Below are 17,102 nucleotides of genomic sequence, written 5' to 3'. Positions count from 1 at the left end.
CGGAGTGCGGATCAGCCCAGCGGGTGCGGCACCATATCGCCCTCGCCCGGGTACTCGTCCTCCTCGGGCTTCGGGTCGCGAGCGTCTGCGTGCGCGAAGGCGATGGCGGCGACCAGCAGTGCGAAGGCGAGGATGCCGAGCGGGTTGCAGAGCGCGATCGACATCTCGCTCGAGAAGGACGATCCCGCCGCGAGGCTGAGCACCGAGACGAGGGCGCCGTCGGAGACATCCGGCACGGTCAAGCCGAAGCCGATCGCGCAGGCCCAGGAGAGCGCGAGCGAGACGACGGTGCTGCGGCTGGTGCGGCGGTTGCGGGCCCGTGTGATCCGCAGGCGGCGCGCCAGCCAGAGGTGCAGCGCGACGAACACCAGCCCGATCGTGGGCAGGTACCACCAGGTGAGCGGCCCGCCGATGCCGAACACCCACCGGCCTGCGGCCATCCAGAGCGCCAGCACCACTCCGACCACGGCGACGACACGATTCATCGCTGCACTGCTCCTCTCCTCGGATCCAGCTCGCGCAGCCGCTCGACGGCGGTGCGCAGCGTCTGCTCGTCTTTGACGAATGTGAAACGCACCCAGGGCGCGAGCGCCTGCGAAGTGGCGGATCCCTCGCGGCAGAACGCGCTGACCGGAACCGTCGCCACCCCGGCGCGCTCGGGCAGAGCGCGGGCGAATGCGGCGCCGTCGTCGCCCTCGGCGAGGAACGGCGTCGCATCGGCGCAGACGAAATAGGTGCCGGCCGGCACGACCAGCTCGAAGCCCGCGTCGCGCAAGCCGGCCACGAGCAGATCGCGGCGGGCGGAGAGCGAGTCGCGCAGTGCGGCGATATCGGGGTCGCCGTCGACGAGGGCGCGCGCGATCGCGGGTTGGAAGGGGGCGCCGCCGCTGTACGTGAGGAACTGCTTGATGGCGGTGACGGCTTCGATGAGTTCGGCGGGCCCCGCGACCCAGCCGATCTTCCAGCCCGTCAGCGAGAAGGTCTTGCCCGCGGAGGAGATGGTGAGGGTGCGCTCGGCCATGCCGGGCAGCGCGGCGATCGGGGTGTGGGTGACGCCGTCGAAGGTGAGGTGCTCGTAGACCTCATCGGTGACGACGAGCGCGTCGGCCCGTCGTGCCGCGTCGGCGATGAGCTGCAGCTCCGGCCGTGACAGCACGGTGCCCGTCGGATTGTGCGGCGTGTTGACGAGGATGATGCGGGTGCGCTCGGAGACGGCGGTGCCGAGAGCCGCCGTGTCGAGGCGGAAGCCGTCGGGGCCGGGAACGAGCGGCACGGTGACGTGGGTGGCGCCCGCCATCGCGATGGCGGCGGCGTGCGAGTCGTAGAAGGGTTCGAGTGTGACCACCTCGTCGCCGGGACCTGCGAGGGCGAGCACCGCCGCCGCGATGGCCTCGGTGGCGCCCGCCGTCACGAGCACCTCGCGCTCGGGGTCGAGTTCGATGCCGTAGCGCCGCAGCTGGTGCGCGGCGACGGCGCGTCGTAGTTCCGGCGCGCCGCGACCGGGCGGGTACTGGTTGACGCCGTCGCGGATCGCGGCCGCGGCGATCTCGCGAATCCAGGCTGGTCCGTCGCTGTCGGGGAAGCCCTGGCCGAGGTTGGCGGCGCCGGTGCGCTGCGCGAGCACCGTCATCTCGGCGAAGATCGTGGGCCTGGCCGACCCGTCGGGGGAGGCGAGACCGCTCGCCCGGGCCACATCTCGCCATCTCTGCAACACCCCTCCAGTCTAGGCCGCGGACCGGGGCCGCCTCTGGTCGCGTGTCGCCGCGCGACACAGCCCCGGGCGCCCCGGATCCGGGAGGCGGAGGCCGAGAACGAACGGGATCCGGGCGGGCTCGAGCGGCCCGCGCCGCAGCGTGCCGCAGGCAGCTGCAACGGGGCGTAACGCGTGGGTGGGAGCGTGCGGTGCGGTGGTAGCTTGACGCATCAGAGTGCACGCTTGCGGCGGGCGCGCGGGTCTCCCGCCGCGAGTCCGGATCCGCAACCCGATACGTTCCACGGAGGTACGATGCCCGCGACGATTCCAGTGACCGCCGACGCGGTGGTCATCGACCTCGAGGGGACGACGAGCGCGGCGGGGTTCATCCTGGGCGACCTGTACGACTACGCGCGGCCCCGCCTCGAGGAGGTGCTGGGGCGCGACGACGGCCCGGTGCGCGAGGCGCGGCGGCAGGCGATCGCCGAGAGCGGGATCGCAGAGGACGCCTCCGACGCCGAGGTCGCCGACGCGCTGCGCGCGCTGATGGCGTCCGACGTGAAGTCGACGCCGCTGAAGACGCTGCAGGGCATCATCTGGGCCGAGGGGTTCGCGGCGGGCGAGATCACGTCGCACTTCTTCGACGACGCGCCCCCGCGGCTGCGCGCCTGGCACGAGCGCGGGATCCGTCTGGCCGTGTACTCGTCGGGGTCGGTCACATCGCAGAAGCCGTGGTTCCGCCACGCCCCGCAGGGCGACCTCTCGGCCATCGTCGAGGCCTGGTTCGACACCGCCAACGCGGGACCCAAGAAGGAGCCCGCCTCGTACGAGCGGATCGCCGAGGCGCTCGGCACGGATCCGGATCGCACCCTCTTCCTCACCGACCACCCCGAGGAGGTCGCCGCCGCTCGGGCCGCGGGCTGGCAGGTCGTCGCCCTCGATCGCGAGGGCGAGCCGTGGGCGGGATCCGACTTCGCCGCCGCCGGGGCGCCTGCGGTCGCGAGCTTCGACGAGATCGAGGTGGCGTCGTGAGCCTCCTCGCCCCCGAACTGGTCTCGCTTGAGCGCGTGCGCGAGGCGGGCCGAGCTCTGGCCGCCGAATCGGCGCGCTTCGCCGGCTACGGCTGGATGCGCGGCACCGGCGGCAACCTGTCGGTCGTGGTGGAACGGCACCCGCTGCTGCTCGCCGTCACCGCGTCGGGGCTCGACAAGTCGGAGCTCACCGAGCGCGATGTGGTGCTCGTGGGCGAGGGTGGCGGATCGGCCGATCCCGGCGATCCGCGGCCGCCGTCGGCGGAGGCCGGCCTGCACGCCCACATCGCGGCCCGCACCGGGGCCGAAGCGATCTTCCACGTGCACGCGGTCGACGCCGTCATCGCCGGCCATCGTTGGCCCGACGGCGTTGAGATCCGGGATCTCGAGATGCTGAAGGGCATCGGCCACCCCGCCCACGACGCGGTCGTGCGGATCCCGGTGATCCAGAACCACCAGGACATGGCGGTCGAGGCCGCCCGCTTCGATGAGGTCTACCGCACGCCCACCGACGAGGTGCCCGAGGTGCCAGCGCTCATCGTCGCCGGCCACGGCATGTATGCGTGGGGCGGCAGCATCTCGGCGGCGCGACGCCACCTCGAGGTCGCCGAGTGGCTGCTGCGCTACCTCGTGGCCGTCACCGGCTGAGCTGCTCCGCGACGAGCGCGGCCCAGGGGGCGTGCCACCACGACGGGTCCGAGACGCGAGCCAACCGGGCGGTGACCGGGCGGCGCGCAGCGCGCCGCCCGGTCGGAATGTTACGTCGGGACGTCGTTGTGTTACCGCCTCTGCGCGGGCTGCGGGCGCCGGATGAGATGATGGCCCGAAATCGATGCTCGATGGGGGACATCGGGTACCCGCACACAGAGGAGACACCATGACGCTGCTCACGGTCTGGAACGAGAACGACCCCGAGACCCCCGTGCTCGAGACCACCGACGACGCCGAGATCCTCGCGGAGCTGACGAAGCTCGGCGCGCGCTTCTCGCACTGGGAGGTCAAGGACTTCGCCGCCGACGCGACGCTCGACGAGATCTTCGCGCTCTACACCGACGAGATCGAGGCCGTGAAGCAGCAGGAGGGGTACACCCTCGTCGACATCATGGGTCTGACTCCGGGTCAGCCGGGCTACGACGAGGCGAAGGGTCCCGCCCGTGAGAAGTTCCTCTCGGAGCACCGGCACGACGACGATGAGGACCGCTTCTTCGCGAAGGGCGCGGGAGTGTTCTACCTCCACGTGAACGGCAGGGTGCACGCGCTCTACTGCGAGCCGGGCGACCTCGTGTCGGTGCCCGCCAACACGACCCACTGGTTCGACATGGGCACCGAACCCGAGTTCACTTCGATCCGCTTCTTCCACGAGCACGACGGCTGGGTCGGGCACTTCACCGGCAGCTCCATCGCCGAGAAGTTCGCGACCTTCGATCAGCTGTACGCGCGACGCAAGGAACTGGCCGCCGCCTGAGCGGGCGGGCACGCCGAACGGCGGCTCTCTCCACCCCAGAGACGGAGAGCCACGGACGTTCGCTTCCCTGCCTGAAACGGTGCCGGAGCGGGCTTGGGTGATGACCGGTTCAGGCGTCGGGGGCTGCGATCCTGACCGAGGCCAGCTGCTCGGCGCGCGTGGGAGCCGGGTGCACGGTGATCAGCTCGTCGACGCCGGCGAAGCGGGCGAAGGCCTCCAGCTCCTCGCGCACGCGCTCGCGGCCGCCGATCGCGGTGTACTGCAGCATGCCGCGGATCTCCACCCCGGCGGGGGTGTCGACGAGCGCCGAGGCCTCATCGGCGGTGAGCTCGCGCTCGCGGCCCCGCGACAGGAAGCGCCGCACCCGGTCGATCTCGGTGCGCACGAACAGCGCCTCGGCCTGCTCGTCGGTTTCGGCGGCGACGACGTTGATCCCCGCGCTCACGTAGGGCTCGGGGTGCGCCGCGCTCGGCACGAAGTGCGTGCGGTAGTGCTGCACGGCCGCGGTGAGCTGCTGCGGGGCGAAGTGCGAGGCGAAGGAGTAGGGGAGCCCCAGCTGGGCTGCGAGGCTCGCGCCGAACAGGCTGGATCCGAGGATCGTGAGCGGCACACGGGTGCCGCGCCCCGGGTACGCGTTCACCGCTGTGCGGGGAAGCTCGTCGGAGAGGTAGCGCTGCAGCTCGAGCACGTCGGACGGGAAGCTCTCGGCGGCCTCGTGGGTGCGGCGCAGGGCGCGGAAGGTGGCGCCGTCGGTGCCAGGCGCGCGACCGAGGCCGAGGTCGATGCGGCCGGGATGCAGCTCGGCCAGGGTGCCGAACTGCTCGGCGATGACGAGCGGCGAGTGGTTCGGCAGCATGATCCCGCCGGCGCCGAGTCCGATGCGCTCGGTGTGCGCGGCGATGTGCCCGATGAGCACCGCGGTGGCGCTCGACGCGATCGACGGCATGTTGTGGTGCTCAGCGTACCAGATGCGGCGGTAGCCCCGGCCCTCGGCAAGACGTGCCACCTCGACGGAGTGGCGGAAGGCGTCGGCGATGCTGCCGTCGGCCTCCACGGTGGCGAGGTCGAGGATCGAGAGCGGGGTGGCGGCCATGCGGAATGCAACCGGGGTGCCGGATCGCGTATTCCCCGGGACGACACGGAGGGGCGGATCCGTTTCCGGATCCGCCCCTCCCTGCGCACGAGTTCGCGGACTAGCGCTTCGCGGGCACCCAGGTGTGGATGAGGCCGCTGTGCTCGAACTCGGGGTCGAGCGGGATGTTGGTGCGGTCCTTGAGCAGCGTGCTCGCGAGCAGGCCGAGGCCCGTCATGATGAGCAGGTAGACCACGATGGCCCAGGTGCTGCCGAAGGTCTGCAGCAGGATCTGCGCGATGGTCGGGGCGAAGGCACCGCCGATGACGCCGCCGATCGCGTAGCTGATCGAGATGCCCGAGTAGCGGATCGAGGCCGGGAAGGTCTCGGCGTACCAGACGGCAGTGGGGCCGTAGGTGAGGCCGAGACCCACCGCGAGCAGGCTGGTGCCGATGAGCACGCCGCCGACGCCGCCGTTGAAGACGAACTGGAAGAGCGGGATGACGGCTGCGGCCTGCAGGAACCAGCCGACGGTCATGACCGGCTTGCGGCCGAAGCGGTCGCTCAGCGGGCCCGAGATGAAGGTGAAGATCGCCCAGACGACCGCCGATGCGAGCACGGCGAGCTGCACCTGCACCGGATCGTAGCCGAGGCCGCCGTCGGCCTCGGGGCGGGAGGCGAGGCCCTGCACGTAGCCGCCGGTGAGCATGTAGCCCACGGCGTTGTTACCGGCGAACAGCAGCGCGGCGAGGATCACGAGCGGGGTGTGCGCCTTGAAGACCTGCACGATGGGCGCGGAGGCCTGCTTCTTGGTCTGCTTGATCTCGCTGAACACGGGCGACTCGTCGACGGTGCGGCGGATGATGAAGCCGATCACGATGAGCACGACCGAGAACAGGAACGGCACGCGCCAGCCCCACTCCTCGAAGGCGTCGCCGGGGGCGACGACGCGCATGAGCGCGAGCATCGCAGAGGCGAGCAGCATGCCGAAGGGCACGCCGAGCTGGGGGAAGACGCCGAAGAGGCCGCGCTTGCCCTCGGGGGCGTGCTCGACCGACATGAGCACGGCGCCGCCCCACTCGCCGCCGGCCGAGAGGCCCTGCAGGATGCGCAGCACGATGAGGATGACCGGCGCCATGAGGCCGATCGACTGGTAGGTGGGCAGCAGGCCGATGCCCACGGTCGCGACGCCCATGACCAGCAGCGTGATGACGAGCATCGGCTGGCGGCCGAGCTTGTCGCCGAAGTGGCCGGCGAGGAACGCGCCGAGGGGGCGGAAGAGGAACGAGAGGCCGATCGTCACGAGCGAGAGGATCTGCATCATGCCCGGGCCGGCCGGCTCGAAGAAGAGCTTCGCGAGCACGAGGTTCGCCGCGAAGGCGTAGATGAAGAAGTCGTACCACTCGATGGTGGTGCCGATGACCGAGGCTGCGACCACTTTGCGGCGCTCGCGGGCTGTGCTCCTGGGATGTGCTGACGCTGGTGCTGTCATTATTTGACTTCCTTGTCCAAATATCGGATGAAATGGTCCCCATAGAGCATTCTACGCCTATGCGCGACGGCAGGCGCGCATCCTGTGGAAACCCCACCCGTTTCCATGCCCGATCTCATGCCGAGCCCGAGCGGAGCCGCGGCAGCGAACGGGCGCGCGCAACGAAGGGCCGCCCCGACGGAATCGGGGCGGCCCTTCGTGAGGCGCAGGCTCGGCTTCGGCTCAGCGCGGAGTCCGCTCTGCGGTGCGGCTGAGGCGCCGGACTACTCGGAATCGACGATGCTGAGCAGCACGTGCCCGTTCGGCACGGTCTGCCCGATCGGCGCGTCGATGTTCGCCACCACGCCGTCGCGGTGCGCGTAGAGCGACTGCTCCATCTTCATGGCCTCGAGCACGGCGACCAGATCGCCCTCCGAGACCTGCTGGCCCGCCTCGACGGCGACCTTCACGACCGTGGCCTGCATGGGAGCGGCGACCGCGTCGCCCGTCGCGGTCGCGACGCCGGAGCCCTTCGCGCGCTTCGGGGCCGGCCCGCGGGTGACCTCCTGGTCGACGAGCGGCAGCAGAGTCGCGGGCATCGACACCTCGACACGGCGGCCGGCGACCTCGACGACGACGGTCTGACGCTTCGGATCCTGGCCGATCGGCGGCACCTCGCCCTCCCAGGGCTCGATGTCGTTCTCGAACTCGCTCTCGATCCACAGCGTGTACACGCCGAAGGTGCCCTCGGGTGCGGTGAACGCCGGATCGCGCACGATCTTGCGGTGGAAGGGGAGCACGGTCGGCAGGCCCTGGATCTCGAACTCGTCGAGGGCCCGGCGGGAGCGCTCGAGCGCCTCCTCGCGGGTCGCCCCCGTGACGATGAGCTTGCCGAGCATCGAGTCGAACGACCCCGAGACCACGTCGCCCGACTGCACGCCCGTGTCGACGCGCACGCCGGGGCCCGCGGCGGGCTTGAACAGCGCCACCGGGCCGGGGGCCGGCAGGAAGCCGTTGCCGGGATCCTCGCCGTTCAGGCGGAACTCGAAGGAGTGGCCGCGGGCCACCGGGTCTGCGTAGTCGATGACGCCGCCCTCGGCGATCCGGAACTGCTCGCGCACGAGATCGATGCCGGTGACCTCCTCGGAGACCGGGTGCTCGACCTGCAGACGGGTGTTCACCTCGAGGAACGACACCGTGCCGTCCTTCGCGACGAGGAACTCGCAGGTGCCGGCACCCACGTAGCCGACCTCCTTGAGGATCGCCTTCGACGCGGCGTAGAGCTTCTCGTTCTGCTCATCGGTGAGGAACGGCGCGGGCGCCTCCTCGACGAGCTTCTGGTGGCGGCGCTGCAGCGAGCAGTCGCGGGTCGAGACCACCACGACGTTGCCGTGCTGATCGGCGAGGCACTGGGTCTCGACGTGACGCGGCTTCTCGAGGTACTTCTCGACGAAGCACTCGCCGCGGCCGAACGCCGCAACCGCCTCGCGGGTAGCCGACTCGAAGAGCTCGGCCACCTCGTCGCGGTCGTAGGCGACCTTCAGGCCGCGGCCGCCGCCGCCGAACGCCGCCTTGATGGCGATCGGCAGGCCGACCTCGTCGGCGAAGGCGAGCACCTCGTCGGCGTTCTCGACCGGGTCGCTCGTGCCCGCGGCGAGCGGCGCGCCCACCTTCTCGGCGACGTGGCGGGCCGAGACCTTGTCGCCCAGGCGCTCGATGGCGTCCGGGCCGGGACCGATCCAGGTGAGTCCCGCCGCGGCGACGGCTCGCGCGAAATCGGCGTTCTCGGCGAGGAAGCCGTAGCCGGGGTGCACGGCGTCGGCGCCGGAGCGGCGGGCCACGGCCAGGATCTTGTCGATCACGAGGTACGTCTCGGCGCTGGTGGTGCCGTTCAATGCGTACGCCTCGTCGGCGAGCTGCGCGTGCATGGCGTCCCGGTCCTGGTCGGCGTAGACCGCGACCGAGGCGATGCCGCTGTCTGCGGCGGCACGGATGATGCGGACGGCGATTTCGCCACGGTTGGCGATAAGCACTTTACGAATGCGCGACATGGGGTACAGCCTATTCCAGGACGTCCCGCGAGCCTTGGATATAAGGCACAAACCTTTCGACGTTTCGTTGCCGATGCGCATAGCCGGCTCGGGGCGCGCCGCCGGTCTGAGCGCCCGCGATCCGCGATGTCCCTGCACGACCCCGCCCGCACCTTCTCCCTTGCTCTCCGCCCCCTCACGGCCGCACCGATCGACGCTCACGCAACTCGATTCGGTGCTTGAAGATGCATCGGTGCGGTTCGAATGGGAAGGGTTGGCGCCAGGAGGGATGCAGCAGGGGGAGCGGGCGGCGGAGAGCCGGAGGAGCGGGAGGAGCGGCGCTGTAGACTGACGCCGTGGTGAATCCAGAGATCCAAGGCCGGGAATACCCGCCGACCGCCCCGTATCTGGTGGGTCGCGAGAAGGTGCGCGAGTTCGCGCGCGCCGTGCAGAGCGACTCCCCGCTGCACCTCGACCCGGAGGCCGCGCGCGCCGCGGGCTACACCGACGTGGTGGCCCCGCCCACCTTCGCCGTCGTGGTGCAGGAGTCGACGCTCGCGCAGCTGCTCGCCGACTCCGAGGCCGGCGTCGACTTCTCGCGCGTCGTGCACGGCGACCAGCGGTTCAGCTACACCCGCCCCATCGTCGCAGGCGACGAGTTGACCGCCACGCTCACGATCGCCGCCGTGAAGCAGCTCGGCGGCAACTCGATGGTCACGGCGTCGAGCAGCATCTCCGACGCCTCCGGAGCGCACGTGGTCACCGCGATCTCGACGCTCGTGGTGAGAGGGGAAGACGCATGACCGCCGCACCGGTGTTCGAGCACCTGACCGAGGGCGACGTCGTCGCCCAGCGCGAACTACACTTCACCCGCGACCGCCTCGTGCGCTACGCGGGGGCCTCGGGCGACTTCAACCCCATTCACTACCGCGACGACGTGGCGCAGTCGGTCGGGCTGCCCGGCGTGCTCGCCCACGGCATGCTCACGATGGGCGCCGCAGGTTCCGTCGTGACCGACTGGCTCGGCACCGCGGCCTGGGTGCGCGACTACCAGTCGCGCTTCACGCGCCCCGTGCTGGTCGACGCGAACGAGGGCGCGACGGTCGCCGTCACCGCGACGGTCGCCGCCATCGACGTCGAGGCCCGCACGGCGCGCATCGACCTCAAGGTCGTCTTCGAGGGTTCGACCGTGCTGGGCAAGGCCCAGCTGCTGGCGGCGTTCGCGTGAGCCTGCCGGCCGGTTCGATCCCCGAGCCCGGCGCTGCGGCCGTCGGCGACGGCACGCCGCTCGCCGAGCTGACCACGATGCGGGTCGGCGGTCCGGCCGAGCGCATCGTGGTGGCGCGCAGCGGCGACGAGCTCGTGCGCTGCGCGACCGAGCTCTGGCAGGGCGACGAGCCCTGGTTGCTGCTCGGCGGAGGCTCGAACACGGTCATGCACGACGACGGCTTCCCCGGGCCGGTGCTGCTCGTGCGCAGCACGGGCATGGAGCTCGTGAACGACCCCGAGCAGCCCGAGGGCCGCGTTCGGCTGCGCGTGCAGGCGGGCCACGACTGGGATGCGCTCGTCGCGGCGTGCGTCGAACGCGGATGGTCGGGCATCGAGGCGCTCTCGGGCATCCCCGGCCTCGCCGGCGCCGCTCCCGTGCAGAACATCGGCGCGTACGGGCAGGAGCTCGCGGACGTGCTGCACTCGATCGAGTTCCTGGACCGCGAGAGCGGCGAAATGCAGCGCCTCTCGGCCGATGAGCTGCAGCTGGGATACCGCGACTCGGCGATCAAGCGGGGGCGCGAGGGCGTCGTGCTCTCCATCGACCTGCTGCTCACCGCGGGCGCGTCCGCCGAGTCGGCCGCACCGGCAGGCCGGCATGCGGCGCCGGCGGCCGCTCCGGAGGCGGGCGACGCGCTCTCCGAGCCCGTGCGCTACGCCCAGCTCGCGGCGGCGCTCGGGGTCGAGCCGGGCGATCGCGTGCCGGTGCGGCAGCTGCGCGAGGCCGTGCTGCGGCTGCGCGCGTCGAAGGGCATGGTGCTCGATCCCGAGGATCACGACACCTGGAGCGCCGGATCCTTCTTCACGAACCCCATCGTCACCGAGCGTTTCGCGCGCACCCTGCCCGAGAACGCACCCCGCTTCCCGGTCGGCGACGACGAGCCCGCTCCCGCCGTCACGACGCTCGAAGAGCTCGCCGCCGGCGTGCCCATGCGCTTCCCGCAGGCCGCGCCCGAGCGGCGCATCAAGCTGTCGGCGGCGTGGCTCATCGAGAACTCCGGGGTGCCGCGCGGGTACCGCCTGCCCGGGTCCGGTGCCGCGATCTCGTCGAAGCACACGCTCGCGATCACGAACCGCGGCGGCGCCACGGCCGCGCAGGTGGCTGAGCTCGCCCGCTTCGTGGTGCAGCGCGTGCAGCAGGAGTTCGGCGTGATCCTCGCGCCCGAACCCAACCTCTACGGGCTGGAGCTGTAGCGGGCATGCGCGTGCAGCTCGTCGGACGCGGTCGCGTGAGCGCGGCGCTCGCGCACGCGCTCGCCGGCTCAGGCCTCGACGTGCTGCCCCTCGCCGGGAGGGGCGCCGACGGCGTCGGCCCCGATGGCCGCCCGGTCGACGTGGTGCTGCTGGCCGTGCCCGACACCGCGATCGCGGAGGCTGCGGCGCGCATCGCCCCCGGCCCGGTAGTGGGGCATTGCTCGGGCGCGACCGGCCTCGACGCGCTGCAACCCCACCCCGCATTCTCGCTGCACCCGCTGCTCACCGTGCTGGGCGCAGGCACTTCGTTCTCCGGCGCCCACGCCGCCATCGACGCCTCCGACGAGGGAGCGCTGGCCGCTGCGCAGCGGTTGGCCGATGCCCTCGGGCTGCGCACCTTCCGGGTGCACGAGGCGGATCGCGCCGCCTATCACGCGGCGGCGTCGATCGCCTCGAACTTCCTCGTCGCCCTCGAAGGCTTCGCCGAGCAGCTCGCCGACGGTGCGGGGGTGCCGCGCGACGCACTGCGCCCGCTCGCGGAAGCGGCACTGCGCAACTGGGGCGAGCACGGCGCCGAGGCGGCGCTCACCGGCCCCATCGCTCGCGGCGACGAGGACACCGTGCGGCGGCAGCGGCAGGCGGTCGCGGATCGTATGCCGGACCGGCTGCCCCTGTTCGACGCGCTCGCCGCCGAGACGCGACGGCTCGCGGGACGGCCTGCCGCTGCCGCCGGAGCGTCGTCGCCTGGTTCGCCCGATCCCACGCCCTCCCGTTCTGCGGTTCTCTCACGTATCTCGGACGAGAACCGGGGGTCGGGTCCGAAACACGGGGGAGCCCCGAAGAACGGTAGGCCGCCCGGAGACGAGGAGACCCCCGAATGAGGATCGTTCGCACTGTGCGCGAACTGCGCGCCGCGGTCGCCGCGGCCAAGGCCGCCGGCTCGACCGCCGCGCTCATCCCCACGATGGGCGCCCTGCACGAGGGGCACCTCTCGCTCGTGCGGGCCGCCCGTGCCGAGCACGGCTTCGTGATGATGTCGATCTTCGTCAACCCGACGCAGTTCACCGAGGCCGCGGACCTCGCCGCCTATCCGAGGAACGAGGATCGGGACGCAGCGCTCGCCGAGAGCGCCGGCGTCGACCTCGTCTTCGCACCCGACGCGGCCGAGCTGTACCCCGCAGGCTTCGCCACGACGGTGCACGTTGCGGGCGCCATCACCGAGACGCTCGAGGGTGCCGGGCGCGGACCCGCCCACTTCGACGGCGTCGCGACGATCGTCTCGAAGCTGCTCATCGCCGCCGCCCCCGATGCCGCCTACTTCGGGCAGAAGGACGCGCAGCAGCTGGTCGTGGTGCGCCGCATGGTCGCCGACCTCGGCCTCCCGGTTCGGATCGTCGCCTGCCCCACCTCGCGCGACGACGACGGCCTCGCGCGATCCAGCCGCAACACCCGCCTCAGCACCGAGCAGCGATCGAGCGCGCTCGCGATCCCACGCGCGCTCGCCGCGATCGCGGAGTCCGCGCGATCCGGCGAGACCGATGCGGCCGCGCTCCGCGAGCGCGGTGCGGCGGTGCTCGCGCAGAGCGGCCTCACGGCCGAGTACCTCGCGCTCGTCGATCCCGATACTCTGGAAGCAGTGCCGCGGGTGACCGGCGCGACGCTCTGCGCCATCGCCGTGCGCGTCGGCGAGGTGCGGCTCATCGACAACGTGCTGCTGGGCGCCGGGCCCGAGCAGCGGTAGGGAGTGCTGAGATGCCCAAGGTGACCATCCCGAGTCTGATCGAACGCAAGAGCACCGGCGAGGCCATCGTCATGGTGACGGCCTACGACTACCCCGGCGCGCGCGCCGCGGAGCGCGCCGGCGTCGACATGGTGCTCGTGGGCGACTCGGGCGCTCAGGTGGTGCTCGGCTACTCGGCCACGGCCGAGGTGACCGTCGACGAGATGCTGATGTTGGCGAAGGCCGTGCGTCGCGGCACCGACACCCCGTTCCTCGTCTGCGACGTGCCCTTCGGATCGACCGAGCAGAGCGACGCTCAGGCCGTCGCCACCGCGGTGCGCTTCGTGAAGGAGGCCGGCGCCGACGCCGTCAAGCTCGAGGGCGGCGGGCCGTCGCAGCTGAGCCGCATCAGCGCCATCGTCGCAGCCGGCATCCCCGTGGTCGCGCACGTCGGGCTCACGCCGCAGACCGCGACTGCGCTGGGCGGTCTGCGCGCTCAGGGGCGCACCGAGGCGAGCGCGGCGCGCGTGATCGAGGAGGCCGTGGGGGCGCAGCGGGCGGGCGCGTTCTGCGTGGTCGTCGAGGCCGTGCCGTCCGAGGTGACCGCGGTGCTGCGGGAGACCCTCGATGTTCCGATTATCGGCATCGGAGCCGGCCCCGCAGAGGGGCAGGTGCTGGTGCTGCACGACCTGCTGGGTGTGACCGAGGGGCGCACTGCCAAGTTCGTGAAGACCTTCGGCACGATCGGAGTCGACACCGTCGCCGCGATCTCGGCGTACGCCGACGAGGTGCGCTCGGGGGCATTCCCCGCGGCCGAGCACCAGTACGCGGCGAGCCCGGAGGCCGTGGAGGCGGCTCGCGGCGCCGCTCGCAGAGCGTAGTCGGGCTGCTTGCGGGGGCGAGTACTTCGCTCACAGGACGTGATCTCGACGGAGATATCCACAGCTGCGACGGATGCTGCGCCGACGGCGCATCGACCCGTAGACTTGGTGCCAAGGCCGTGCGGGTCGATCTGCAAAGGGGTCCGCAATGCCTATTGAAGTTCTCACCACCAACCTCACCGCGGTGGCTCTGCTCCTGTCGTTCGCCGGGGGATTCGCGTGGATGATCACGCGCTTCGATCAGCGGCTCGATCATGGCCTCGGTCATCTGGAGACGAAGCTCACGTCGCGGATCGATGGGGTGGAGGCGAGGCTGTCTCACCGGATCGATGACGTGGAGGCGAGGCTGTCTCACCGGATCGATGACGTGGAGGCGAGGCTCACGTCGCGGATTGACGGCGTTGAGGCGAGGCTGGAGCGGGTGGAGAGCGACGTGACGGAGATCAAGGTCACGATCGCGCGGTGGGAGGGCCCGTCCCGGCCGCCACTGCTCCTGCTGGAGTGACGGCAGGCTCCGCACACCTTGTGCTTCGGCAGGCTCAGCGCCCGGTTCTCTTCGACGGGTCTGTGGAACGGAGTGCGGGCCCGTCCGCGACGCTACAGCGCTGCGACCCAGTCGAGCGCGCCGCGCAGATCGCGGATGAGGTCGTCGGACGACTCCAGCCCGACCGAGAGCCGCAGCAGCCCGGGCGTGATCCCGAGCCGCGCGTTGATCTCGGGTGAGAAGGTGCCGTGCGTCGAGGTGAGCGGGTGCAGGATCATCGAGCGGGTGTCACCGATCCCGGTCATGCGCGAGAACACGCGCACCCCGTTGACGAAAGCCCGCGCCCCGTCGATGCCGCCCCGCACGGTCACCCCGAACACCGATCCGGTACGACCGCGCCCCGCCTCGTCGGCGCCGTAATCGCGCACCGCGAGCCCGTGCAGCGGGTTCGACGGCAGCCCGGCGTAGTCCACCGAGAGCACCTCGGGCTGCTGCTCCAGCCAGGATGCGATCCGCAGCGACGAGTCGACGTGGCGCTCCATGCGCAGCGACAGGGTCTCCATGCCCTGGTGCAGCAGGAAGCCGTGCAGCGGGGACATCGTCGGGCCGATGTCGTTGACGACCGACTCGCGCACCGCGCGCGCGTAAGCGCCGCGACCGAAGCGATCCAGCATCGAGGCGACTCCCGGCCGCGACGACTGCGTGATGAGCGGGTAGCTGCGTCCCGCCCGCTCCGCGGCCTCCCAGTCGAAGTTGCCGCCGTCGACCACCGCGCCGCCCACAGCCGCGCCGTGCCCGGTGAGAAACTTCGTCGTCGAGTGCACCACGATGTTCGCGCCGTGCTCGAAAGGGCGGATCAGCGCGGGCGTGCCGACCGTGTTGTCGACCACGACCGGCAGATTGTAACGTGCGGCGACCTCCGCGATACGGCGCAGCTCGGTGATGTCGTTGCGGGGGTTCGGGATCGTCTCGGTGTAGATCGCCTTCGTCTCGGGGCGGATCGCGCGCTCCCACTCGGCGTCGTCGGCGGCGTCCCACACGTAGTCGAATTCGATGCCGAAGCGCTTGAAGCTGCGGCCGAACAGGATGCGAGTGCCGCCGTAGATCGAGCCCGTCGACACGATGTGGTCGCCCTGCTGCGCGAGCGCGAAGAGCGCGGCCGAGATGGCCGCCTGCCCGCTCGCCACCGCCACCGCCACCGTGCCGCCCTCGAGCGACGCGAGCCGCTCCTCGGCCACCCAGTTCGTGGGGTTGCCCTGGCGGGAGTAGATGGGTGCGTGCTCGCTCACCGAGAAGCCGTCGGCGGCGTCGTGCCCGGCGTGATCCTCGGCCCGCCAGTGGATGCTGCCGTTGAAGCGGTTGACCTGATCGTCGAAGTCGTCGAAGAGGTACCCGGCGGAGAGCGCGATCGGCGGGACGCGGAGCCCGCTGTTCTTATCGGGGTACTCGCCGGCGTGCACCTGGCGGGTGTCGAAGCCGAATCCCTGCCAGTCGTAGATCGGCTGCGCGGTCTGCTGGGTCATCGGGACTCCTTCGAGGTATGGGGCAGGATCGCCGAGATGCGCGCGACGGCTGCTCGGATCGTGTCGGGGGCGCAGGCCAGGTTGAGGCGCACATGCCCGGCCCCGCCGGCGCCGAAGTGGCGGCCGTCGTTCAACGCGACCCGTGCCTCGTCGAGGATGCGCTTGCAGGGGTCGTCGCCGAGGCCTGCCTCGCGGAAGTCGAGCCAGGCGAGGTAGCCGGCGCGGGGCCGCGTGAGCCGCACCCCCGGCAGGCGCTCGGCTACCAGCTCGCTGAGCAGCTGCTCGTTCTGCTCGATCTGCGCGATGGCGCGGTCGAGCCAGGCGGCGCCCTCCGAGAACGCGGCGACCCCGGCGTGGAGCCCGAGGATGCTCGCTCGTGTGACGGTCTCGGGCGGCAGGCGGCGCAGCGCCTCGTTCGCGCGCTCGTCGGCGGCGACGATCACCGCGCACTTCGCGCCGGCCAGGTTCCAGCCCTTGCTGGCCGAGGTGGTCGTCGCGGAGAGCGCGCCGGCTGCCGCGGCGAGCGGGGCGAAGGGGGCGAAGGCCTCGCCGTCGAAGACGAGCGGCGCGTGGATCTCGTCGGAGACCACGAACACGTCGTGCGCGGCTGCGAGTCGCGCCAGCTCGGCGAGGTCTTCGGCGCGATGCGCGAGACCGTGCGGATTGTGGGGGTTGCAGAGCAGGAAGGCGTCCACGCCGGGGCCCTCGGTGAAGGCGCGCTCGATCGCGGCGAGGTCGAGTCGCGGCTCGGGCGACGTGAGGAGCGGCAGCTCCACCACCTCGAAGGGCACCTCCTCGAGCATCTCGAAGAAGCCGGGGTAGACGGGCGTGGGCACCGCGATGCGGCCCCCTGCCGGCCGGAACACGCGCAGCGACTCGACCACGCCGGTGGCGACGTCGGTGGCGAGGTGCACGTGATCGTGCGGCACCGCCCATCCCCAGCGGTTGAGGGCGAAGTCGGCGAAGGCGCGGGCGAGCGGGCCGGGGGAGTCGAGGTAGCCGATGTCGGAGGCCTCGATGCGGGCCGTCAGCGCTGCGCGGATCTCGGGCGCCACGGCGAAGTCCATCTCAGCCACGAAGAGCGGCAGCACCTCGGCCGGGAAACGGGTCCACTTGATGCTCGTGCGCTGCTCGCGCAGCAGCGCCGGATCGAGCTCGGCGAGCGGCACCCCGCTGGGGTCGGCCTGCGCGGTTCGCACCGGCGCGGTCACGACGCTGGATCGACAGTCGGCTTCGGTCATGCCCCCATGCTCTCCCGGCGCGCCGCGA

At 71.5% G+C, this 17,102-nt stretch carries 17 protein-coding genes; 10 read left to right on the top strand and 7 right to left on the bottom strand.

Annotated features, from left to right (window positions below; all coding sequences use genetic code 11):
- Positions 1-11: 11 nt before the first annotated feature.
- Together H629_RS0107145 and H629_RS0107140 are read right to left on the bottom strand one after the other, a co-directional pair.
- The gene (locus tag H629_RS0107145) at positions 12-485 is read right to left on the bottom strand and encodes a hypothetical protein (protein ID WP_024356609.1); all 474 of its coding nucleotides are present in this window, start codon (positions 483-485) and stop codon (positions 12-14) included.
- A complete protein-coding gene (locus H629_RS0107140; RefSeq protein ID WP_024356608.1) occupies positions 482-1,714 on the bottom strand; it encodes a pyridoxal phosphate-dependent aminotransferase in 1,233 nt (410 codons plus the stop codon). Before H629_RS0107140 ends, H629_RS0107145 begins: the two co-directional genes overlap by 4 nt.
- 291 nt (positions 1,715-2,005) lie before the next feature.
- On the opposite strand from H629_RS0107140, the gene mtnC reads away from it, so the two are divergent.
- The 3 genes from mtnC (at position 2,006) to H629_RS0107125 (ending at position 4,189) form a co-directional block, all read left to right on the top strand.
- Entirely contained in the window at positions 2,006-2,725 is a 720-nt protein-coding gene (mtnC, locus tag H629_RS0107135) for an acireductone synthase (RefSeq protein WP_024356607.1), read from the top strand.
- Positions 2,722-3,372 carry a methylthioribulose 1-phosphate dehydratase gene (mtnB, locus tag H629_RS0107130; RefSeq protein ID WP_084705362.1) on the top strand — a complete coding sequence of 217 codons (651 nt, stop codon included), beginning with the start codon at positions 2,722-2,724 and terminating at the stop codon, positions 3,370-3,372. The genes mtnC and mtnB overlap by 4 nt, the downstream gene beginning before the upstream one ends.
- Before the next feature lie 229 nt (positions 3,373-3,601).
- The gene (locus tag H629_RS0107125; protein WP_024356605.1) at positions 3,602-4,189 is read left to right on the top strand and encodes a 1,2-dihydroxy-3-keto-5-methylthiopentene dioxygenase; all 588 of its coding nucleotides are present in this window, start codon (positions 3,602-3,604) and stop codon (positions 4,187-4,189) included.
- A gap of 109 nt (positions 4,190-4,298) precedes the next feature.
- Here H629_RS0107125 and H629_RS0107120 read toward each other — a convergent pair whose 3' ends face one another.
- From H629_RS0107120 to H629_RS0107110, 3 genes are all read right to left on the bottom strand, one after another.
- Positions 4,299-5,282: an LLM class flavin-dependent oxidoreductase gene (locus H629_RS0107120; RefSeq protein ID WP_024356604.1), complete on the bottom strand. Its 984-nt coding sequence runs from the start codon at positions 5,280-5,282 to the stop codon at positions 4,299-4,301.
- Between the two features lie 100 nt (positions 5,283-5,382).
- Positions 5,383-6,753, bottom strand: a complete 1,371-nt coding sequence (locus H629_RS0107115) for an MFS transporter (RefSeq protein WP_084705361.1) — start codon at positions 6,751-6,753, stop codon at positions 5,383-5,385.
- Positions 6,754-7,016: 263 nt separating this feature from the next.
- Positions 7,017-8,783 carry an acetyl/propionyl/methylcrotonyl-CoA carboxylase subunit alpha gene (locus H629_RS0107110; protein WP_024356602.1) on the bottom strand — a complete coding sequence of 589 codons (1,767 nt, stop codon included), beginning with the start codon at positions 8,781-8,783 and terminating at the stop codon, positions 7,017-7,019.
- Positions 8,784-9,118: 335 nt separating this feature from the next.
- Here H629_RS0107110 and H629_RS0107105 point away from each other — a divergent pair, with 335 nt between their 5' ends.
- The 7 genes from H629_RS0107105 to H629_RS14495 all read left to right on the top strand — a co-directional run bounded on the left by H629_RS0107105 (position 9,119) and on the right by H629_RS14495 (position 14,331).
- The gene (locus H629_RS0107105) at positions 9,119-9,565 is read left to right on the top strand and encodes an FAS1-like dehydratase domain-containing protein (protein WP_024356601.1); all 447 of its coding nucleotides are present in this window, start codon (positions 9,119-9,121) and stop codon (positions 9,563-9,565) included.
- Positions 9,562-9,990, top strand: coding sequence for a MaoC/PaaZ C-terminal domain-containing protein (locus H629_RS0107100; protein WP_024356600.1), 429 nt, complete (start codon positions 9,562-9,564; stop codon positions 9,988-9,990). Before H629_RS0107105 ends, H629_RS0107100 begins: the two co-directional genes overlap by 4 nt.
- Before the next feature lie 77 nt (positions 9,991-10,067).
- Complete coding sequence (locus tag H629_RS0107095; RefSeq protein WP_051137841.1) at positions 10,068-11,225, top strand: UDP-N-acetylmuramate dehydrogenase; 1,158 nt, start codon at positions 10,068-10,070, stop codon at positions 11,223-11,225.
- Between the two features lie 5 nt (positions 11,226-11,230).
- The gene (locus H629_RS0107090) at positions 11,231-12,106 is read left to right on the top strand and encodes a DUF2520 domain-containing protein (protein ID WP_024356598.1); all 876 of its coding nucleotides are present in this window, start codon (positions 11,231-11,233) and stop codon (positions 12,104-12,106) included.
- Positions 12,103-12,966, top strand: a complete 864-nt coding sequence (gene panC, locus H629_RS0107085; RefSeq protein ID WP_024356597.1) for a pantoate--beta-alanine ligase — start codon at positions 12,103-12,105, stop codon at positions 12,964-12,966. The genes H629_RS0107090 and panC overlap by 4 nt, the downstream gene beginning before the upstream one ends.
- Positions 12,967-12,977: 11 nt before the next feature.
- Positions 12,978-13,826 (top strand): 3-methyl-2-oxobutanoate hydroxymethyltransferase, encoded by an 849-nt coding sequence (panB, locus tag H629_RS0107080; RefSeq protein WP_024356596.1) that lies wholly within the window; start codon positions 12,978-12,980, stop codon positions 13,824-13,826.
- Positions 13,827-14,010: 184 nt separating this feature from the next.
- Entirely contained in the window at positions 14,011-14,331 is a 321-nt protein-coding gene (locus tag H629_RS14495; RefSeq protein WP_161607993.1) for a DUF4164 family protein, read from the top strand.
- 92 nt (positions 14,332-14,423) lie between these two features.
- Here H629_RS14495 and H629_RS0107070 read toward each other — a convergent pair whose 3' ends face one another.
- Together H629_RS0107070 and H629_RS0107065 are read right to left on the bottom strand one after the other, a co-directional pair.
- On the bottom strand, positions 14,424-15,833 hold the full coding sequence (locus H629_RS0107070) for an O-acetylhomoserine aminocarboxypropyltransferase/cysteine synthase family protein (protein WP_024356594.1): 1,410 nt from the start codon (positions 15,831-15,833) through the stop codon (positions 14,424-14,426).
- On the bottom strand, positions 15,830-17,074 hold the full coding sequence (locus tag H629_RS0107065; RefSeq protein ID WP_024356593.1) for a MalY/PatB family protein: 1,245 nt from the start codon (positions 17,072-17,074) through the stop codon (positions 15,830-15,832). The genes H629_RS0107070 and H629_RS0107065 overlap by 4 nt, the downstream gene beginning before the upstream one ends.
- Positions 17,075-17,102 lie beyond the last annotated feature (28 nt).

The organism is Leucobacter chironomi DSM 19883 (assembly GCF_000421845.1).
GTDB classification, from domain to species: domain Bacteria; phylum Actinomycetota; class Actinomycetes; order Actinomycetales; family Microbacteriaceae; genus Leucobacter; species Leucobacter chironomi.
This window is presented reverse-complemented; position numbering and strand designations above follow the sequence as displayed.

What these genes read in the sequence shown, in the direction of transcription:
- H629_RS0107090 (WP_024356598.1), top strand. Translation starts at nt 11,231, where the DNA reads ATGCGCGTGCAGCTCGTCGGACGCGGTCGCGTGAGCGCGGCGCTCGCG.
- H629_RS0107115 (WP_084705361.1), bottom strand. Translation starts at nt 6,753, where the DNA reads ATGACAGCACCAGCGTCAGCACATCCCAGGAGCACAGCCCGCGAGCGC.
- panC (WP_024356597.1), top strand. Translation starts at nt 12,103, where the DNA reads ATGAGGATCGTTCGCACTGTGCGCGAACTGCGCGCCGCGGTCGCCGCG.
- H629_RS0107065 (WP_024356593.1), bottom strand. Translation starts at nt 17,074, where the DNA reads ATGACCGAAGCCGACTGTCGATCCAGCGTCGTGACCGCGCCGGTGCGA.
- H629_RS0107070 (WP_024356594.1), bottom strand. Translation starts at nt 15,833, where the DNA reads ATGACCCAGCAGACCGCGCAGCCGATCTACGACTGGCAGGGATTCGGC.
- H629_RS0107095 (WP_051137841.1), top strand. Translation starts at nt 10,068, where the DNA reads ATGCGGGTCGGCGGTCCGGCCGAGCGCATCGTGGTGGCGCGCAGCGGC.
- H629_RS0107100 (WP_024356600.1), top strand. Translation starts at nt 9,562, where the DNA reads ATGACCGCCGCACCGGTGTTCGAGCACCTGACCGAGGGCGACGTCGTC.
- H629_RS0107110 (WP_024356602.1), bottom strand. Translation starts at nt 8,783, where the DNA reads ATGTCGCGCATTCGTAAAGTGCTTATCGCCAACCGTGGCGAAATCGCC.
- H629_RS0107120 (WP_024356604.1), bottom strand. Translation starts at nt 5,282, where the DNA reads ATGGCCGCCACCCCGCTCTCGATCCTCGACCTCGCCACCGTGGAGGCC.
- panB (WP_024356596.1), top strand. Translation starts at nt 12,978, where the DNA reads ATGCCCAAGGTGACCATCCCGAGTCTGATCGAACGCAAGAGCACCGGC.
- H629_RS0107145 (WP_024356609.1), bottom strand. Translation starts at nt 485, where the DNA reads ATGAATCGTGTCGTCGCCGTGGTCGGAGTGGTGCTGGCGCTCTGGATG.
- mtnC (WP_024356607.1), top strand. Translation starts at nt 2,006, where the DNA reads ATGCCCGCGACGATTCCAGTGACCGCCGACGCGGTGGTCATCGACCTC.
- H629_RS0107125 (WP_024356605.1), top strand. Translation starts at nt 3,602, where the DNA reads ATGACGCTGCTCACGGTCTGGAACGAGAACGACCCCGAGACCCCCGTG.